The organism is Flavobacterium hibernum, from assembly GCF_000832125.1.
Classification (GTDB): Bacteria; Bacteroidota; Bacteroidia; order Flavobacteriales; family Flavobacteriaceae; genus Flavobacterium; species Flavobacterium hibernum.
On the sequence record NZ_JPRK01000017.1, the window covers coordinates 108672 to 126806 of the forward strand.

Annotated in this window: 16 protein-coding genes; 10 read left to right on the top strand and 6 right to left on the bottom strand. The window is 32.8% G+C overall.

Annotation, left to right across the window (positions count from 1 at the left end; genetic code table 11):
• Positions 1-21: 21 nt before the first annotated feature.
• The 4 genes from IW18_RS18995 (at position 22) to IW18_RS19010 (ending at position 3993) form a co-directional block, all read left to right on the top strand.
• Positions 22-885: a PhzF family phenazine biosynthesis protein gene (locus IW18_RS18995; protein WP_041519745.1), complete on the top strand. Its 864-nt coding sequence runs from the start codon at positions 22-24 to the stop codon at positions 883-885.
• 132 nt (positions 886-1017) lie between these two features.
• A complete protein-coding gene (locus IW18_RS19000) occupies positions 1018-2778 on the top strand; it encodes a TonB-dependent receptor (RefSeq protein ID WP_041519746.1) in 1761 nt (586 codons plus the stop codon).
• 170 nt (positions 2779-2948) lie between these two features.
• Positions 2949-3479, top strand: a complete 531-nt coding sequence (locus IW18_RS19005; RefSeq protein WP_084607993.1) for a GNAT family N-acetyltransferase — start codon at positions 2949-2951, stop codon at positions 3477-3479.
• 64 nt (positions 3480-3543) lie between these two features.
• On the top strand, positions 3544-3993 hold the full coding sequence (locus IW18_RS19010; RefSeq protein ID WP_041519747.1) for a hypothetical protein: 450 nt from the start codon (positions 3544-3546) through the stop codon (positions 3991-3993).
• Between the two features lie 154 nt (positions 3994-4147).
• Here IW18_RS19010 and IW18_RS19015 read toward each other — a convergent pair whose 3' ends face one another.
• The 5 genes from IW18_RS19015 to IW18_RS19035 form a co-directional block, all read right to left on the bottom strand.
• Positions 4148-4627, bottom strand: coding sequence for a hypothetical protein (locus IW18_RS19015; protein WP_041519748.1), 480 nt, complete (start codon positions 4625-4627; stop codon positions 4148-4150).
• 82 nt (positions 4628-4709) lie between these two features.
• Positions 4710-6839 carry an OmpA family protein gene (locus tag IW18_RS19020; RefSeq protein WP_052480234.1) on the bottom strand — a complete coding sequence of 710 codons (2130 nt, stop codon included), beginning with the start codon at positions 6837-6839 and terminating at the stop codon, positions 4710-4712.
• 10 nt (positions 6840-6849) lie between these two features.
• Positions 6850-7779: a PorP/SprF family type IX secretion system membrane protein gene (locus IW18_RS19025; RefSeq protein WP_041519749.1), complete on the bottom strand. Its 930-nt coding sequence runs from the start codon at positions 7777-7779 to the stop codon at positions 6850-6852.
• Between the two features lie 32 nt (positions 7780-7811).
• Positions 7812-10445: a gliding motility-associated C-terminal domain-containing protein gene (locus IW18_RS19030; RefSeq protein WP_041519750.1), complete on the bottom strand. Its 2634-nt coding sequence runs from the start codon at positions 10443-10445 to the stop codon at positions 7812-7814.
• A 158-nt stretch (positions 10446-10603) separates the two neighbouring features.
• On the bottom strand, positions 10604-11929 hold the full coding sequence (locus IW18_RS19035) for a PDZ domain-containing protein (RefSeq protein ID WP_041519751.1): 1326 nt from the start codon (positions 11927-11929) through the stop codon (positions 10604-10606).
• Between the two features lie 122 nt (positions 11930-12051).
• Between IW18_RS19035 and IW18_RS19040 the strand changes: the two genes are divergently transcribed.
• The 6 genes from IW18_RS19040 to lgt all read left to right on the top strand — a co-directional run bounded on the left by IW18_RS19040 (position 12052) and on the right by lgt (position 17393).
• Positions 12052-13248 (top strand): pyridoxal phosphate-dependent aminotransferase, encoded by a 1197-nt coding sequence (locus IW18_RS19040; RefSeq protein ID WP_041519752.1) that lies wholly within the window; start codon positions 12052-12054, stop codon positions 13246-13248.
• 188 nt (positions 13249-13436) lie between these two features.
• Positions 13437-14108: a GTP cyclohydrolase I FolE gene (folE, locus tag IW18_RS19045; RefSeq protein WP_041519753.1), complete on the top strand. Its 672-nt coding sequence runs from the start codon at positions 13437-13439 to the stop codon at positions 14106-14108.
• Positions 14109-14193: 85 nt separating this feature from the next.
• Positions 14194-14559, top strand: a complete 366-nt coding sequence (locus IW18_RS19050; RefSeq protein WP_041519754.1) for a four helix bundle protein — start codon at positions 14194-14196, stop codon at positions 14557-14559.
• Between the two features lie 95 nt (positions 14560-14654).
• On the top strand, positions 14655-16133 hold the full coding sequence (cysS, locus tag IW18_RS19055; RefSeq protein WP_041519755.1) for a cysteine--tRNA ligase: 1479 nt from the start codon (positions 14655-14657) through the stop codon (positions 16131-16133).
• A 22-nt stretch (positions 16134-16155) separates the two neighbouring features.
• Entirely contained in the window at positions 16156-16395 is a 240-nt protein-coding gene (yidD, locus tag IW18_RS19060) for a membrane protein insertion efficiency factor YidD (RefSeq protein ID WP_041519756.1), read from the top strand.
• 65 nt (positions 16396-16460) lie between these two features.
• Entirely contained in the window at positions 16461-17393 is a 933-nt protein-coding gene (gene lgt, locus IW18_RS19065; RefSeq protein WP_041519757.1) for a prolipoprotein diacylglyceryl transferase, read from the top strand.
• Positions 17394-17448: 55 nt separating this feature from the next.
• Here the strand turns inward: lgt and IW18_RS19070 are convergent, their stop codons facing one another.
• The gene (locus tag IW18_RS19070; RefSeq protein ID WP_041519758.1) at positions 17449-18063 is read right to left on the bottom strand and encodes an acyloxyacyl hydrolase; all 615 of its coding nucleotides are present in this window, start codon (positions 18061-18063) and stop codon (positions 17449-17451) included.
• Positions 18064-18135: the final 72 nt, after the last annotated feature.

Consider the following 18135-nt stretch of genomic DNA (forward strand, 5'->3'; position numbering starts at 1 on the left):
TTTCTCAAAAAAATAAAAATAATGAGTTTACCTTTTTATATAGTTGATGTTTTTGCCGATAAAAAATATGCCGGAAACCAATTGGCAGTTTTTTTGGATGCAGAAAAATTAAGTTCGGCAGAAATGCAGCAAATTGCGCGTGAAATTAACTTCGCCGAAAGCACTTTTGTAACCAAACTTGACAAAGAGAATAATAAAGCCGAGATCAAAATATTTACTCCGTCTCAGGAAATGCAATTTGCAGGACATCCGATAATTGGAACTTCATGGGTTTTGATGAATAAAGTATTTACTGATTCGCCAGAGCATATAAAACTGAATGTACCAATTGGACCCATTTCGATTCATCAATCAGGGGATTTGATTTGGCTAAAAGCGGCGCAACCTAAATTTTGGGATATTTTTTCGAAAGAAGATATTACAGTATTTAGTAATCTGAAAAATCACGATTTCGAAAATCAATTTCCAATTCAGGAAGTAACGACCGGAAGTGCCTTTGTAATGGTTGGATTAAGTAGCAAAAGAGCGCTGGAGAATTTGGTTTTAGATAAAGATAAAACAGAAGATTGGCTTAAAAAGAATTGCAAGACAACTCACAGAGGTTTATATTTTTATTACCTGGAAGGTTCAAAATTGTTTAGCAGAATGTTATGCATAGAACACAATCAATTGGTAGAAGATGCAGCAACAGGAAGTGCGAGTACTTGTTTACAAGCCTTTTTACTCAAGTATCATAAACCAGAAATTGATTTGATTAATTATCAAGGAGATTATATTAACCGTCCGTCGCAAATTTATTTTAAAGGAAGCTTAAACGAGAATGACTTTGATATTAAAATAGGAGGAAAAGCCCAGTTTGTTGCAAAAGGAGAATGGGAAGCGTAATAATTAGAGAATTTGTTAATTAGAAAATTAGATAATTGTAAAATGTAAAAGGATGAAAAGTGAAATGTAAAAGCATTTAAAATTATACAACTCACATCTTACACCATACATTTTACAAAAAAAAAAAGATATATGAAAATTAATTGCCAGAATAAAATAATCATTTTACTAGTAATGTTTGTTGTCCAGCTTTCGTTTTCTCAAAAGAAACAAGAAACAATTGGTACAGAAACAGTAAATGTAGTAAAGCCGTATTCGCCAACAATTTCTGATGCTTTTAAAGTTAAGGAGACTCCGTCGCTTGACGATGCAGGAAATCAGCCAAAGGAAACGATAAAATATAGTATTTTGTCAGTTCCTGTAGCCTCAACTTTTACACCATCAAAAGGAAAAGCAGAAGGTGTTGAAAAATCTAAAAAAGAAAAATTATTTAATAATTATGCTACTTTAGGAGTTGGTAATTATGGAACTTTAAATGCTGAATTGTTTGTGAATCAGGATTTAGGAAACAATGATTATGTGGCGGGAATGTTTCGTCATCACTCTTCGCAAGGCGGAATTAGTGGTGTAAACCTGAACGATGAGTTTTATGACACAGCGTTGAATGTTGCATACGGTGTTAACAATCGCGATATGTCGTGGAATGTTGAGTTAGGTTATCAAAATCAAATTTATAATTGGTATGGTTTACCTGCTGATTTTGGTTCGACTTTAGCTCCACAAACGCAAGATGATTTAATAAGAGGAATTAATCCAAATCATTCGTATAATACAATTACCGCTGGTGGAAATGTAGCATTTAATGAAGGGATTTTTAGTAAAATAGCGGCTAAATTCACTCATTTTTCAGATAGTTTTTCTTCGTCTGAAAATCGTTTTTACGTGAAACCTACTTTCAAAGTAGAAGTAATGGATCAATCAATTAATACCAATATTATTATAGATCATGTAAGCGGTTCTTTTGAGCATAATTATGCTCGCGATAATACAGAGCCTTTAAAATACAGTTTGACTAATTTTGGTATAGAACCAAGTTTTGTTATTCTTGAAAACGATTGGACGCTTGAATTAGGAGCTGGATTATTTTATGGTTTAGATTCTGAGAACAGTGGAAATAAATTTTATATCTATCCAAAAGTAAATGCTTCTTATAAATTAGTTGGCGATTTGATGATTTTTTACACAGGAGTAAATGGTGGTTTAGAGCAAAACTCGTACGCAGATCTTGCAAATCAAAACCCGTTTTTATCTCCAACACTAAATATGAGACCTACTAATAATCAGTATACTGTTTTTGCAGGTTTAAAAGGTAAATTGGCTAATAATATCAATTATAATCTTACCGGTTCATACTTGAATGAAAAAGATAAGGCTTTGTATAAAGCCAATGATTATACCGAAGATTTCTCTAATCAGAATTATGCTTTTGGAAACTCTTTTGGTGTTGTTTATGATGATGTAAGAACGCTTCGTTTTTATGGAGAATTAAAAGCTGATTTTTCTCAAAATGTTTCTTTTGGAATCAACGGAACATTTAATAGTTACAAATTTGATGGTTTAGAAGCATGGAATTTACCTTCAATGAAATTGAGCTCTAATCTTGATGTAAATATTACAAAACAATGGTATGCTGGTTTAAATGTTTTCTATGTAGGAGAACGTAAAGATATGCAGACAAAACAAACTGATTTTGCTATGCCAATTCCTGGAGTTCCAGTTACTTTAAAAAGCTATTTTGATGCCAATGCACATGTTGGATATAAATACAATGAACGTTTGACTTTTTTCTTAAAATTAAACAACATTGGAAATCAGGCATACCAAAAATGGATGAATTATCCGGTTCAAGGATTTCAGGTATTAGTGGGAGGAAATTATAAATTCGATTTTTAAAAGATATTTGCCACGAAGACGCTAGGGCGCAACATTTTTTTTAAATAAGTTTTTAAGCCACGAATTCACGAATTAGTTTAAAATTAATTCGTGAATTCGTGGCTAACTTTTTTGGAGCGGCCAGAAAACCTTTGCACCTTTGTAATTTAGCATCTAAGTACCTTAAAAAAATGGAAATTAAACTCAGACAAGAAAATGAAAAGGATCATAAAAGTGTTTTTCAATTAATAGAAAAAGCTTTTGAGCATGAAAAATATAGTGATCATAAAGAACAATTTTTGGTAGAAAGATTGAGAAAATCCGATGCTTTTATTCGGGAATTATCGATTGTTGCCGAATTGGAAAATAAAATTGTTGGACATATTTTATTAACAAAACTGGAGATTAAAAATGATTTGGAATCATTTCAATCTTTGGCTTTGGCGCCAGTTTCGGTTTTGCCTGAATTTCAAGGAAAAGGAATTGGTTCAAAATTAATAATGCACAGTCATAAAGTTGCTAAAGATTTAGGTTATAAATCGATTATCCTTTTGGGACATCAAGATTATTATCCAAGATTTGGATATGAACTTTGTGAAAAGTACAACATCGAAATGCCTTTTGATGTTCCTGCCGAAAACTGCATGGTTGTCTCTTTGGTTGAAAATGGATTAGTGGGCGTAAGTGGAAAAGTAGTTTACCCACCAGCTTTTTTCGAATAAAAACTTACACAAACAAGAAAAACCTTCTCACCTTTGTACCTTCGCACCTCAGTACTTTAAAAAAATGGAATTCAAACAAAAAATACATTCATATTATTTGCAAATGGTTCAGGACCGCATTGATGTTTTTAGAGATATGATTTCGGCTCTTACCGAAGATTCTAAAAACGATGCCAAAGGTTCTGCCGGCGATAAGCACGAAACGGCTTTGTCGATGATGCATATCGAGCAGGAAAAACTGACCAATAAACTTAAAGAAGCGATAACTCAAAAAGCGATTTTAGATAAAATTGATGCTTCAAAAACTACAGAAAATATCATTCTAGGAAGTTTGGTAAAAGCCAATGGAATTCATTTATACTTAAGTGTTGCACTTCCAAAAATTACTATTGACGGCATTAATGTTATTGCACTTTCACCACAATCTCCTCTGGGTGCTCATTTGATGGGGAACAAAGTGGGTTTTACTTTTGAAATTAATAAAACGCATTATATTATTGAGAGCGTTTTGTGATGTAGAAGGATTTTTGTCAAAGTCTACACAATCTTGTCATTTCGAGGAACGAGAAATCCTCGTAAGTAGCTCCGCAACGTGAATCACCAATCTTTGTAGAGCTACTTACGAGGATTTCTCGTTCCTCGAAATGACAAAGATTGCAACCCTTATTTTATTTTTTACATTCTGTTGGATCGAATTTATACTTTACATGATCAAAATCAATTGGTTTATCTTTTACAATATAGGTCACTCCCATTGTTGTTTGCATCGTTCCGTTTCCTAAAATAAGTTGTTTGTCACGTTTTAAAAGTGCCATTGGGTTTTTAAAAATTTGATCTTTGGTTGCTGAATCTTTAAAAGTATAGTCAACAAATAATGTATCTCCATGAAATTCACCTGCGACTTCGCCAGTTTTTACTGTTTTAGGAGCAACTTTCATAACCATATCTCCAGATATTTTTCCGTTTTTTAAAGTATTCAATTTTAAATCGATTGTATCTTTTTCGTATATCGCTTTATAACATTCAGTACTTACAATTGTCTCCGCAGCAACTTTTGCAGCTTCGGCTTCTTTTTGTTTTTCTTCATTTTTACAACTTTGGAATCCAATACAGATTACAAGCAGACAAGGCAAAACTAGATTTTTCATATTTTAATATTTTATTTCACGGTTATTTTATAAAATTAAGAAAAAAGAAATCAACAGAAAATTTTTTACAAAGTTTTCCTATTTATAAATTTTTAATTACAAATTCAGATCTTCTGTTTAGTTCGTGTTCTTCTTCAGAACAAGCTTCATCTGTTTTGCATTTTATTATGGGCACTGATTCTCCATAACCTTTTGCCTGAACTCTTTTGGCATTTATTCCCGATTCTATGATAAAATCTCGGGTCGAATTGGCTCTTTTTTGAGATAAATCTTCGTTGTATTTTAAATTTCCGCGAGAGTCTGTGTGTGATCCTATTTCAATAACCATTTCTGGATATTTTTTCATTAGTTCTACAACGCGTCCTAAAACTACTTTAGATTCTTTTCGGATGTACCATAAATCATAATCAAAATAAATAGGATCTGTTTTTATAATCAATCGGTCTTTATCTTTTACTACATCTTTTTCTTTTTCTAAAATCTGTTTTACTTTTTCATTCTTTTTAACTTCGGCAGCCACAACTTCGGCTTCATTGGCTTTTTTCTCTTTTTGTTTTAACTCAATTGCTGCAAGCGCTTGGTTTTTCTTGTTTTCTTCTTCTATAATAATTTCCTGTTTTCGCTTATTCTCGGCAATTTCCTTTTCTTGTAATTTTATTACTTCCAATGATTTCAATGCCATCGATGCATCGTTGTTTGCATTTCTGGTTTTACCTGTAGCTATTGTTTTAGATTCGTTTGTGTATTTTTCTTTAGATGCTAAAACTGTAAACGAATTTTCGCAAGGAACTGTAAAACTAAATTTCCCGTCTTGACCTGTTATAATGGTATTCAGATTTTTTTTATCTGAATTCTGTAATATTACAATAGCATTTTCTATAGCCAATTTTGTATCAATATCTGTAATTGTCCCAACAATAAACTGTTTACAGTCTTCTACAATTAAATCTTTTATTTCTTTAAATTGATAAATATCGTCGCTTCCTTTTCCTCCTTCTCTATTGGATGAAAAATATCCTTCTTTGGTATTTACATCTATATTAAAAGAGAAATCATCTAAATTGGAGTTCAATGGTAACCCTACATTTATTGGTTTTGAATATTCGTTTCTGTTTATTTCTGAAACAAAAACGTCAAGCGAACCATATCCTAAATGTCCATCTGACGAAAAATACAGTTTATTATCTGCGGAAGCAAAAGGAAATTGCTCTCGTTTTTCGGTATTAATAATTGGACCTAAATTTTTTGGTGTGTCAAATGCGCCTTTGTTTATGTTTACAGAATAAATATCAAACGAACCTAAAGTCCCAGGCATATCTGAGGCAAAATACAATACTTTTTCATCAGGACTAAGAGCTGGATGTTCGACTGAATAGTTAGGACTATTAAACGGAAGTGAGGTTACATTTGTCCATTTTCCATCAACTAAATCGGCTTTGAAAATCTGAAGGTTCGAAATTTTCTGGTCGTTTGTTTTTTTACTTCCTTTTTTGGAATTATTACGTGTAAAATAAATCGTTTTGCCATCTTTTGTAAAAATAGCATTCGATTCGTGCATTCCGGTTTTCAATTCTTTAGCAAAATAATGTACAATAGAATCGGCAGAATTAATGTTTTTTAGCGGAATTGAAACTAAATTCAAATAGGTCTCATTGTCCCATTTGAACTTTTTATCGAATAATCCGGGTTTTAATTTTACTCCTGCAAAAACTAAATTATCATTATACTTTACGGCTCCAAATTCAGAATTAGGCGTATTTATTAAGAGATTTTTAATATCGAATCGTTTTCCTATAGCAGTAACATTTTCTAATGTTTTAATATCTTTTTCAAAATTAACAACATCATTTGCATTTGCAGATCTTGAATAATATTCTTTTAAAGCTGCATTTGCATCTTCATAACTATTACTTGCTTTTAGGGTTTGAGCATATCTAAAATAATAATTGCGATCTAAGTCTTTGTTATAATTTTGAATCAGAAGTCTGTAATAACGTTGCGCTTTTATTAAATCATTAGTATAAAAATAAGAGTCGGCCAGATTTTTAATAACTTCCTGCGAAGGTTTTTCCTGAACTAATTTTTCATACAAAACGATCGATTCACTATAAAAGGTTTTATCAAAAAAACGTTTGGCTCTTGCCAATTCCAGATCTTGAGCATTTACAAACTGTATTGAAAATACGAATATAATAAGGAGTAATTTTTTCATATTTTTCATCTTAGAAGAATCTTGGTGATTTATCATATCCTTTTCCTAATAAATCTAAATTAAAAAGCAGCATAATTTCGTGTGTTCCAGAATTAAACTGTCCCATATTCGAAAGTGTATGATCGTAAGCATAACCAACTCTCAAAGATGGTGTAACATTTATATTCATTAAAGCACTTACAGCATCATTTATTCTGTAAGCAGCGCCCAGTTCAAATTTGTTATTGTACAAAACATTGGCTGTAAGGTCTACAGAAATTGGTGCGTTGGTTACAAATTTTGACATAAATGCAGGTTTTAGCTTTACCATATCATTGATTTGAAAAACATATCCTGCGGTCAAAAAAGTATGAATACTTTCTGAACCATAAGCATTAATTCCAGATTTTTCCTCGATGTGTTTGGTGCTTAATAAATTTGGTGCTGATAAACCCACATAAAAATTATCTCTAAAATAATAGGCTCCAACTCCAATGTTTGGTTTTGTTACGTTTAGATTATCCGCAAAAGCCAAATCTGTCTGCGGATCTGTAAAACGGAATCCGTTAAAGTTGGTTTGTATCGATGAAAAACCTGCTTTTAGCCCAAGCGAAAGTTTATTTTTTCCGCCCAAATTCAGGACATAAGCAAAATCGGCATAAAAGTTATTTTCCTTTTTTGCACCATCGCCAATATCGTCTGAAACTAAAGAAAGCCCCACTTCGACTTTATCAGTCACAGCGGTATGCCCGAAAAAAGTAAATGTTTTTGGTGCTCCAACGGCTCCTACCCACTGAGTTCTGTATAATCCGCCAAGATTTAACATGGCCGGAACTCCAGTTGCATAAGCCGGATTTACAACACTCATATTGTACATATAATGTGTGTATTCTGGATCTTGTTGCGCCGAAGCTGATGTAATATAAAAGAGGAAAGTTATAAAAAGTAGTGTTTTTTTCATTTGAAAAATTATATTAAATAATATAAAAAGGATTATCGATTCAAGTAAAGTCGGCCTTGCTCTGCTCGTCTGTTATCTTTATTAAAATTGATAATGTAAAAATAAACTCCGTTTGGCGCGATTCCGTCACCAAATCCTGCGGACTGGTCATTTTTTCCGTCCCAGTCGGGTTTATTTATATTTCCTTTAAACATTACATTTCCATATCTATTGAAAATTTCAAGTGTATAATTTGGGTACAAAAATTCAATATCAGGAATTTTGAAGGTATCATTTACATTGTCTCCGTTTGGCGAAAATCCGTCAGGTATAAAAAATTTATATTGCGAAGTATCACAATCTAGTAATGAAACGGTTACTTCTAAATAATTCTCAGAAATACAACTTGTTGCGTTCGAAAGATCAAAACCAAAATAAGTGGCTTTGTCGACAAGCAATGTCGTCGATGTTAATAAATTTCCATTATCAGCAGCATCATACCAAGCCACAGTTGAAGCGACATTAGTTGCTTTTGATAAATCTGAAATTGTTGGATTTTTTAGACCACAAAAGTCTTTTCCGTCAGGATTTAATATTGGAGCCGGCGTATCGTTTACTACAACTGTAATTTTTGTTGATGGTGATTTGCAACCTGCTGCCGAAAATTCTCTTATATAATAATCTTCTGATTTTAAAAGATATGTATCAGCCAAAGGTGTTGTTGATGCATCTGAAATATACCATTTATACTGATTTCCTTGCGGACGTAAATCTCCAACTGTTGCCCGATCGACTTTACAAAATGGCTGATTTACAGCGGTTGGTGCAACTGGTAATGCGTTTATCAGAAAAACATCACTTACATTTAATGCATTTGTACAACCTGTAATACTATTCGTCAAACTACTTGCTGTAATTGTAGTAGAACCCGAATTTAAAAGCAAACTTGAGGGAATTGGAAAACTGGAATTTCCGTTTACAATTGTTAAATCAACGGTTTGCAATGTCGAGACATTACTGTCTGAAAGTGTATACGAAAGTTTTGCTTTGGTTAAAGTTCCTAAACCTGAAACGCTCGCAGAAAACGGCTCGTTAAAACAATTATCATTCACTACTATTTTTACGGCTGCCACATTTGGCAACGGATTAATAGTTAGATTTCCTGACACGTTTGCACTATTGCAGCATTGCGGTTCCGGATTTGTGATATTGATAATATTAAGAATGGTAATTACAGACAATCCACTTTTTATATTTAAGCTTCCCTGAATTTCAAATGTTCCTTTTCCGCCCGTAGCTGTAAAACTTGCCGTTTGTGCCGTTGCCAAATTGTCGCCAGTTATATTGTAAGTGACACGATAATCTCCATCTAGCAATTGCGCCGCGGTAATTTGAGCTGATGCTGTGTCGTTCTGACAAACTGAATTTATGGTCAAAATTCCTCCATCTAAACGGGGCAATGGATAAATGGTTAAATCTGTTGCGAACGGACTAAAGATATTTACACACGAATTTCGACTTGAAGTTGAGACAATGTTTGTAATCGTAATTGTAAATTTCCCTACTTTCTGAAAAAAAGAAGATCGAATTGGAAAATTTAATACTCCATTTATAAAATTTGCTTTAACGGTTTCGGAACCAGATGTTGGCCCAACAACACTAAAACTAACATTATATTCTCCGTTCGGAATAGAATCTGGCCCTTGGGTAACTCTTGCAGAATATGTTGCTGTAGCAATTTCAGATTCGCAAATATCTTTTGAAACTGCAACCTTTGCTCCTGTAAAATCAAGTCTTTTTTCGAGTGTGATGGTTACGGGAACGGTCATATCTCTACAAATATTATTATCTGGAACTGCAAAAACAGTATATTCATAGGTATATTCACTTGCACCATAAGTATCAAATACTTCCTGTAGATTAACATTATGATCTGTTTCTGAACTTATTCCGAGACCCACCCAACGACCTCCGGGATCTTCTCCTGTCAGCAAATCGTTCATATCTAAATTAGTATAGCCTGCTAAGCCTGTAGTTCCGCACAAGGTTAAGTTAGTAACTTTTCCAGTTTGTGGTTTTCTTAAAATAGTAACCAACACATTGACTGACTTTGCAGTTGCCGAACACTCTAAAACGGGTGGAACGGTGTACGTAAACTGAAGTGTCATTTTTTGATCGATTTTTCCAATATCTAAAGATGATGGTACATATTGACCGGAACTGTTGGTCCATCTTCCGTTAGAATGTGGCCCCATAACGGTTCCATCAAATGCATTAAATAGATTAAAACTACCAGATTCGCTACAAATTGTAGCCTGAGATCCAACACCTGCATATGCACCAATTGTAAGTGTAATTACAGCTTTATTGTTTAAACATCCTGCGGTGTCTGGAGCTGTATAAGTATAATGATAAACTCCTCCGCTGGTAATAAGTTGTGCGTCCAAAATTCCGGTTACAGGATCTAAACCTCTAAGTTTATTATCGTCAGACCAAGTACCTCCAGGAACTGGAGAACCTCCAAGCAAAGAAAATAAAGATAGGTTTTTGTAGCTTGGATTTTCGACGTCACAAATTATTTTTTGTGCATCACTTCCCGCGCATTGAGCACTAATTTTTGAAGGCAAAACTGATAAAAAAACGAAAAACAATACAAATTGTAAGAAATTAATGTAGTTTTTAACCATAAATCATTTTTTTTATAAACATAATAAAATAAAAATGTTAATTAGGCAAAAACATAAATTAGTAGTTAATTTTTCACAAATTTTAAATTTTTCAAAAGATTAATGTGTAATATTTTTTGTCTCGATCCGAAATTATAAACCATAAAAGTTCGTTCTTTTTACAGTTCATCTTCGAGTTTAAATCTAAATTTTAAAAGCAAACTATTTCGCTCAACTTCTAAATTTATCCAAATATCATCTTCAGATTTTAACAAGGCATTTATTTGTTGCAACGTAAATTTGTAAGGTACAGTTTTGTTTATACTCACAATAACATCACCTTTTCGTAATCCGCAACGTTCTGCGGCTGAGTTTTTACGAATATTTACGATTTCGTAGACTGGCTTTAGCGAAAATTTATATTTAAAATCGCCATCTTTTTTATTATTCGCTTCTATATCATCTAATGATGTTGCCACTTTTACAGTTTCTAAATGAACGGTTTCCTGCACCCATTGAAGTCCATTATGCTGAATTGTAATTCCGCTTTTATTGTATGTAAAGGGTTCGGAAAATTTACTGTTTTTTCGAAGGTATATGGTTTTATCAGCATAATCTAAAACGACTGTAAATCGTTTTAAAACTTCGCCTCCCACAGAACCTATTCTTCCTGGTACCATTTTTACATTTCGAATAGAAGTCGAATCAGGAAAAGATACAATTGGTTTCTTAAAACTAAATTCGTTTATAGAAATTTTCGCGATTTTTCCACGATGTCCCTCAATATCACCACTAAAACCTTTTCCTAAAAAATCAGGAAAATTCTTTTTCGGCAATTTAATTTTACTGTTTTCAAAAACCCAAAAAGCGTCACTATTTCCAATATCAATAAGCATTTTGGCGGGTATCTCTACGCTATCAACAACCGCCGTTGTCATAATATATGGTTTAGATCTTTCGATCGTAATAGGAACTTGTTTAAATTTTTTATCTAATTTTTTATGAATTTCGTCACTGTTTTTGTGAACATAAACCTTCTTTTTTTGGTAATTAATTTCAACTAAATTATTTCTAAAAAATTTATATCCAATAATTCCATTTACAGGAATTCCAATATGCGAAGACAAATTAAAACTCTGATCTAAAATAATATATAGCAAATGATTCTCTGATTTTAATCCATGAGATTCCAATGTGTTGTTTGTCGATTTTAATCCTTCTATTTCTTCTTCACTTCCTAACCCGCGAAGTTTAATTTTCTCAACATTTTTAAAACTAACTTCTTGTTTTTCTTCCATGCTAAACAAAATTGTCTCTTCGACTCCAGAGTCTAACAAGAAATTTAATTCGATACCGTTTACTTTTATGGGTATAAAAACAAGGTTGTTAATGAGTTTAAACGGAATTGTAACCTTAGAAGCACCTTTTTCGATTACGAATTTATCTTGTGCCTGAAGTGAAAAAGCTATCAAAAGCCCAAAAAACAACATGAAATATTTTTTCATTGATAATATTTTATGATAAAATTACTAAAAATATTGATAATTGTTACATTTTAATAAGTACCCGTAATGTTTACGTTAAATTCGAAAAAAAAATGCAAATTTGCACTTCAATAATAAAACTCATGCCAACAATTTCTCACAAAGGCAGAAACATGCCCGAATCTCCGATACGCAAACTTGCTCCTTATGCAGATTCTGCAAAGAAAAAAGGACTTAAAGTGTATCACTTAAACATTGGTCAACCGGATATCAAGACACCCGAAGTGGCCATCGAGGCGGTAAAAAATATTGACAGAACTATTATCGAATACAGTCCATCTGCTGGATATGAAAGTTATAGAAAAAAATTAGCTCAATTTTACCAACGCCAAAATGTAAATGTTAACTCAGAAGACATCATTGTTACAACTGGTGGATCTGAAGCCTTACTATTTGCGTTGGCCACAATTACTGATCCAGGAGATGAAATCATTATTCCTGAACCTTTTTATGCTAATTATCACGCATTTGCCTCATCGACTAGTGCAACAGTAATTCCGGTTATTTCGACAATCGAAACTGGTTTTGCGTTACCAAGTATCGAAGATGTTGAAAAATTGATTACGCCAAGAACAAAAGCTATTTTAATTTGTAATCCAGGAAATCCAACGGGTTATTTATATTCTGAAGCCGAAATTAAACAATTAGCGGCTTTAATTAAGAAACACGATTTATATTTAATTGCTGACGAAGTATACCGTGAGTTTTTATACGACGGAGACGATGTTCATTATTCTGTAATGAATCTTGAAGATGTACAACAAAACGTTATAATGGTAGATTCTGTGTCTAAACGTTATAGTATGTGTGGCGCAAGAATTGGTTGTTTAATTACTAAAAACCAAGATGTTCTTGCAACGGTAATGAAGTTTGCTCAGGCACGTTTGAGTCCGCCAACAATTGAACAAATTGCTTGTGAAGCCGCTATTGATACTCCACAAAGTTATTTCGACGAAGTAATTGCAGAATACAAAGGTCGTAGAGATACTTTAATTACTGAATTGAATAAGATAGAAGGTGTAATTGTAACCAAACCGAAAGGGGCTTTCTATTGCATTGCACAATTACCAATAGACAACGCCGATGATTTTGCTCAATGGCTTCTGGAAAGTTACAATCTTAACGGCGAAACTGTAATGGTTGCTCCCGCTGCCGGATTTTATTCGACTCTGGGAATGGGCTTGAACCAAGTAAGGATTGCTTATGTTTTAAACAAAAAAGATTTAACTACTGCAGTAAACATTTTGAAAGAAGCACTTCTGGTTTACAACAAAAAATAATTACAAAAAACATAAACTTCGAAAGACAATAACCTAAACGTTATTGTCTTTTGTATTTTAAAAAAGTTTGATTTTAAATTATATCCAAAAAGAGACGATTAAATAGTAAAAACGATAGAAAAGGTTTCCTATTTATTAATTATCTTTACCGCCTTAAATAGATATACCCATACTAATAGTAGTTTTTAATGATAAATAACGAAGATTTTTTAGACGAAATAGGAGACAGTCATTTCAGTAACAACGCACAAAACCCTGTAAGAGAGGACGCTTTTGTTTTGAGTGATGAAGAAAAAATAGAAAAAATAAAAAAAGATGTTGAAAACATTCTGCAAACTTTAGGAATGGATTTGACTGACGACAGTTTAAAAGGCACTCCAAATAGAGTAGCAAAAATGTTTGTAAAGGAAATTTTTGGAGGTCTTAACCCAACAAAAAAACCAAAAGCATCTACTTTTGACAATAATTACAAATACGGCGAAATGTTAGTTGAAAAAAACATCACGCTTTATTCAACCTGCGAACACCACTTATTACCAATTATCGGAAGAGCACACGTAGCATATATTTCTAGCGGAAGAGTTATTGGTTTATCTAAAATGAACCGTATTGTAGAATATTACGCAAAAAGACCTCAGGTTCAAGAGCGCTTGACGATGCAAATTGTTCAAGAATTACAGAAAGCTTTAGGCACTGAAGATGTTGCTTGCGTTATCGATGCTAAACACCTTTGCGTAAACTCAAGAGGAATTAAAGACATTGAAAGCAGTACTGTAACTTCTGAATTTGGTGGTAAATTTAAAGATCCTCAAACTAGACGAGAATTTTTAGATTACATTAAATTGGAAACGCAATTCTAAATATTTGGTTAATCGTTCATTTGTTTAATCGTTTAATCGAAAACGCTTTAACAAATGAACGGTTAAACGATTAAACCCAAAAAAAATGCATGTTTTTTCGTTTGAAAAATTAGAGGTTTGGCAAAATGCAAGAATGTTTATTTTGGATATTTATAAATTAACTGGTAAATTTCCATCAAATGAATTATTTGGAATTACTTCTCAAATAAAAAGAAGTTCCTCTTCAATTGCTACAAATATTGCCGAGGGAACTTCGAGAAATACAAATAAAGACAAAGCTCATTTTTTAACGATCTCTTATTCATCAGCAATGGAAACTTTAAATCATTTGATTATTTCAAAAGATTTAAATTATCTATCTGAAATAGAATATATAGAATCTCGTGAGAAAATTGAAAAAATTTGTAATCAAATAAATAGTTTAAAAAAATACTATCTTTCAAAAGAATAAAATTTAAGTAATTACAGAACAATAAAACGTTTACCGAATAAACCAGCAACGAATTAACGGTTAAACAAATAAACGATTAAACAGTAAAAACGAATATGCCACTATATACAAGTCAACATCTAAAAATATACAATTCGCTTTCGGGTGAAAAAGAAAATTTCACACCAATCCATGATGGAAATGTTGGAATGTATGTTTGTGGACCTACAGTTTATAGCAATGTACACTTAGGAAATGTTAGAACTTTTATGTCTTTTGATGTAATTTTCAGGTATTTTTTGCATCTTGATTATAAAGTGCGTTATGTTCGAAATATAACCGATGTTGGACATATTGTAGATGATGTTGACGAAGGTGAAGACAAAATTGCCAAGAAAGCACGTTTAGAGCAACTAGAACCTATGGAGGTTGTACAGCGCTACACTGTAGATTTTCATGACATTTTAAAATCTTTCAACTTTTTACCGCCAAGCATTGAGCCTACGGCAACAGGACACATTATTGAACAAATCGAAATTATCAAAAAAATTATCGATAGCGGAATTGGATACATTGCCAATGGCTCTGTTTATTTTGATGTTGTAAAATATAACGAAACCAACAATTACGGAGTTCTAAGCGGCCGAAACATCGAAGATATGCTTGCTAACACTCGTGATCTTGATGGACAATCTGACAAAAGAAACCCGCAGGATTTTGCACTTTGGAAAAAAGCAGAACCTGAACATATCATGAGATGGCCTTCGCCTTGGAGTGATGGTTTTCCGGGTTGGCATTTAGAATGTACAGCAATGAGCACCAAATACCTTGGGAATCATTTTGACATTCACGGTGGCGGAATGGATTTAAAGTTCCCACATCACGAATGCGAAATCGCACAAAATGAAGCTTGTACAGGTCAATCGCCGGTTAATTACTGGATGCACGCCAACATGCTAACCTTGAACGGAAAGAAAATGGCAAAATCTACTGGAAATAATATTTTACCAGGTGAGATTTTAAGCGGAAACAACAATATTTTAAGCAAAGCTTTCTCTGCTTCTGTAACCCGTTTTTTCATGTTACAAGCACATTACAGAAGTATCCTGGATTTTTCTGATGATGCAATTGTAGCTGCCGAAAAAGGTTATAAAAGATTAATGGAAGCTGTTGAAGCTTTACCATCCATTAATCCAAGCAAAACTAGCTCACTAGATATTTCATCGTGGAAACAATTGTGTTACGATGCCATGAACGACGATTTTAATACGCCAATTTTAATTGCGCAATTATTTGAAGCTGTTCGTTATATCAATTTATTGAAAGAAGGCAAAGAAACCCTTACTGCCGAAGATTTAAACTCATTCACAACAGCAATTAATGCTTTTGTTTTTGATGTTTTAGGTTTAAGCGATGAGAAAGCTTCAGATGCTAATAATGATAAATTAGAAGGTGTCGTAAATATGCTTATCGGAATGAGAAATCAGGCTAGAGCGGATAAAAATTTCGCGCTTTCTGACCAAATTCGTGATCAGTTGATTGGTCTGGGTATTCAATTAAAAGACGGAAAAGAAGGCACTAGCTTTTCTTTATAATAAATTCATTTTCTAATAAATCATGAAAGTAATTACTCCATTTGTTTTATTAGTTCGCTTTTATCAAACTGCAATTTCGCCCTTTACACCGGCAAGTTGCAGATTTGAACCAACTTGTTCGTCCTATATGATTCAGGCCTTGCAAACTCATGGATTATTTTATGGTGGTTACCTTGGAATGAAACGAATTTTGAGTTGTCATCCTTGGGGAAGAACTGGATACGATCCTGTTCCAGAGAAGAAATGTTCACATAAACATTAACTTTTTATAAAGAGGAACTCTACTTTAAATATTTATTTTTACTAATACAAAAAACAATATAATATATGTCACACTCCTTAAATGTCATTTGGAATCCTTCAGAGGGAATCGATTTAGGATTTTTTATGATTCGCTATTACAGTTTAATGTTCGTAATTGCTTTTGGTTTAGGCTGGTTCATAATGAAACAAATTTTTGAGCGTGAAAACGAATCACTTGAAAAATTAGATTCTTTATTTGTTTGGACCGTTTTAGCCACATTAATAGGAGCTCGTTTAGGACATGTATTTTTTTACGACTGGGAGTACTTTAGAAATCACTTACTTGAAATCTTTTTACCGGTTAGATTTGAACCTAAATTCGAATTTACAGGTTTCCAAGGCTTAGCTAGTCACGGTGCAGCGGTTTCTATTATCGTTGCGATGTATTATTACAGCAAAAGAATCCTAAAACGTCCAATATTATGGATTCTTGATCGTGTTGTAATTCCAGTTGCCAGCGGTGCAATCTTTGTTCGTATTGGAAATTTTTTCAATTCTGAAATCATTGGACAAAAAACCGACTCTGCATTTGGAATTCGTTTTTTACACGATACATACAGTAAAAATGAAGCTGTCAATGCAACACAAATTGCTGACCCAAAAGCTGCATATAACGCAATTGTTACAGATCCTAAATTTGCTGATTTACTAGCTCAGGTTCCTGCAAAACACCCAACACAACTATACGAAGGAATTAGCTATGTTTTTGTTTTTGCCATTTTATACTTCTTATACTGGAAAACAAATGCTAGACTTAAATCAGGATTATTATTCGGGTTGTTTTTAGTCTTACTATTTGTTGTACGTTTCATTGTTGAGTTTGTAAAAGAAAGCCAAGGTGGAATTGAAGAGGAATTAGGCATATTCTCAACCGGACAATGGTTAAGTATTCCTTTCATCATAATCGGGCTCTTCTTTATCATTAGAGCACAAAGAAATCCATTAGCTGCAGAATAAAACTTATATTAAAATATAGAAATGCCCAATATCGAGAGATATTGGGCATTTCTTTTTACAGACAATACGAAATACCAATTTCAATATTCTTGGTATTATAGCCCGCATTTTGACTCCCTAGCCCTGCATTAGATACATGCCTAACACTTGGTCGAATATCTAATCGAAACTCATTTACTTTAGCTGAAAAACCAATCGCCAAAACATCTGCAAAAGCAAATCCATCAGACATTCTTTCCGTTTCAGTATCAGTAATCATGGGACCAACACTTCCCAAAGCATAAATTGAAAAAACCTTGTTAATCGGTCTTCTTATCAAAAAACCAAAATTTAGTACATATTCACGAATATCTTTCAACTTGGTATATTCTTCTCTTTTCTCGAGATAATTTGTAGTTTCAGGCTTTACGAAATAAAAATTTAATAACTGATGTCTACCAAAATTAATCTCTGGCTGAACTAAAATTTCATACTCAAAATTCTTCGTTTCTTTTACTTGATAATAAAGCTCTACTTTATAGAAATGATTTGTAAAACTATAATTTCTATTTTTAAATTCACTCCCAAAACCGTAGTTAAAACCTAAGGCTAAATTATTTTTCTTATCCTGTCCTGTAACCTTAAATTGAATTAAAAAGAACATTAAAAGCAATAGTAATTTTCTACTCATAAATAACACTTTACGGGTCTAAAAAAAGACCATAAAAAAAAGATCCAACTTTCGTTGGATCCTTTTCAATAT

Bases quoted from the DNA above. Each gene is read 5' to 3' on its own strand.
- IW18_RS19010 (WP_041519747.1), top strand. From the start codon at position 3,544: ATGGAATTCAAACAAAAAATACATTCATATTATTTGCAAATGGTTCAG.
- IW18_RS19040 (WP_041519752.1), top strand. From the start codon at position 12,052: ATGCCAACAATTTCTCACAAAGGCAGAAACATGCCCGAATCTCCGATA.
- IW18_RS19030 (WP_041519750.1), bottom strand. From the start codon at position 10,445: ATGGTTAAAAACTACATTAATTTCTTACAATTTGTATTGTTTTTCGTT.
- IW18_RS19025 (WP_041519749.1), bottom strand. From the start codon at position 7,779: ATGAAAAAAACACTACTTTTTATAACTTTCCTCTTTTATATTACATCA.
- lgt (WP_041519757.1), top strand. From the start codon at position 16,461: ATGTCACACTCCTTAAATGTCATTTGGAATCCTTCAGAGGGAATCGAT.
- cysS (WP_041519755.1), top strand. From the start codon at position 14,655: ATGCCACTATATACAAGTCAACATCTAAAAATATACAATTCGCTTTCG.
- IW18_RS19020 (WP_052480234.1), bottom strand. From the start codon at position 6,839: ATGAAAAAATTACTCCTTATTATATTCGTATTTTCAATACAGTTTGTA.
- IW18_RS19005 (WP_084607993.1), top strand. From the start codon at position 2,949: ATGGAAATTAAACTCAGACAAGAAAATGAAAAGGATCATAAAAGTGTT.
- IW18_RS19070 (WP_041519758.1), bottom strand. From the start codon at position 18,063: ATGAGTAGAAAATTACTATTGCTTTTAATGTTCTTTTTAATTCAATTT.
- folE (WP_041519753.1), top strand. From the start codon at position 13,437: ATGATAAATAACGAAGATTTTTTAGACGAAATAGGAGACAGTCATTTC.
- IW18_RS19000 (WP_041519746.1), top strand. From the start codon at position 1,018: ATGAAAATTAATTGCCAGAATAAAATAATCATTTTACTAGTAATGTTT.
- IW18_RS19015 (WP_041519748.1), bottom strand. From the start codon at position 4,627: ATGAAAAATCTAGTTTTGCCTTGTCTGCTTGTAATCTGTATTGGATTC.
- IW18_RS19035 (WP_041519751.1), bottom strand. From the start codon at position 11,929: ATGAAAAAATATTTCATGTTGTTTTTTGGGCTTTTGATAGCTTTTTCA.
- IW18_RS19050 (WP_041519754.1), top strand. From the start codon at position 14,194: ATGCATGTTTTTTCGTTTGAAAAATTAGAGGTTTGGCAAAATGCAAGA.
- yidD (WP_041519756.1), top strand. From the start codon at position 16,156: ATGAAAGTAATTACTCCATTTGTTTTATTAGTTCGCTTTTATCAAACT.
- IW18_RS18995 (WP_041519745.1), top strand. From the start codon at position 22: ATGAGTTTACCTTTTTATATAGTTGATGTTTTTGCCGATAAAAAATAT.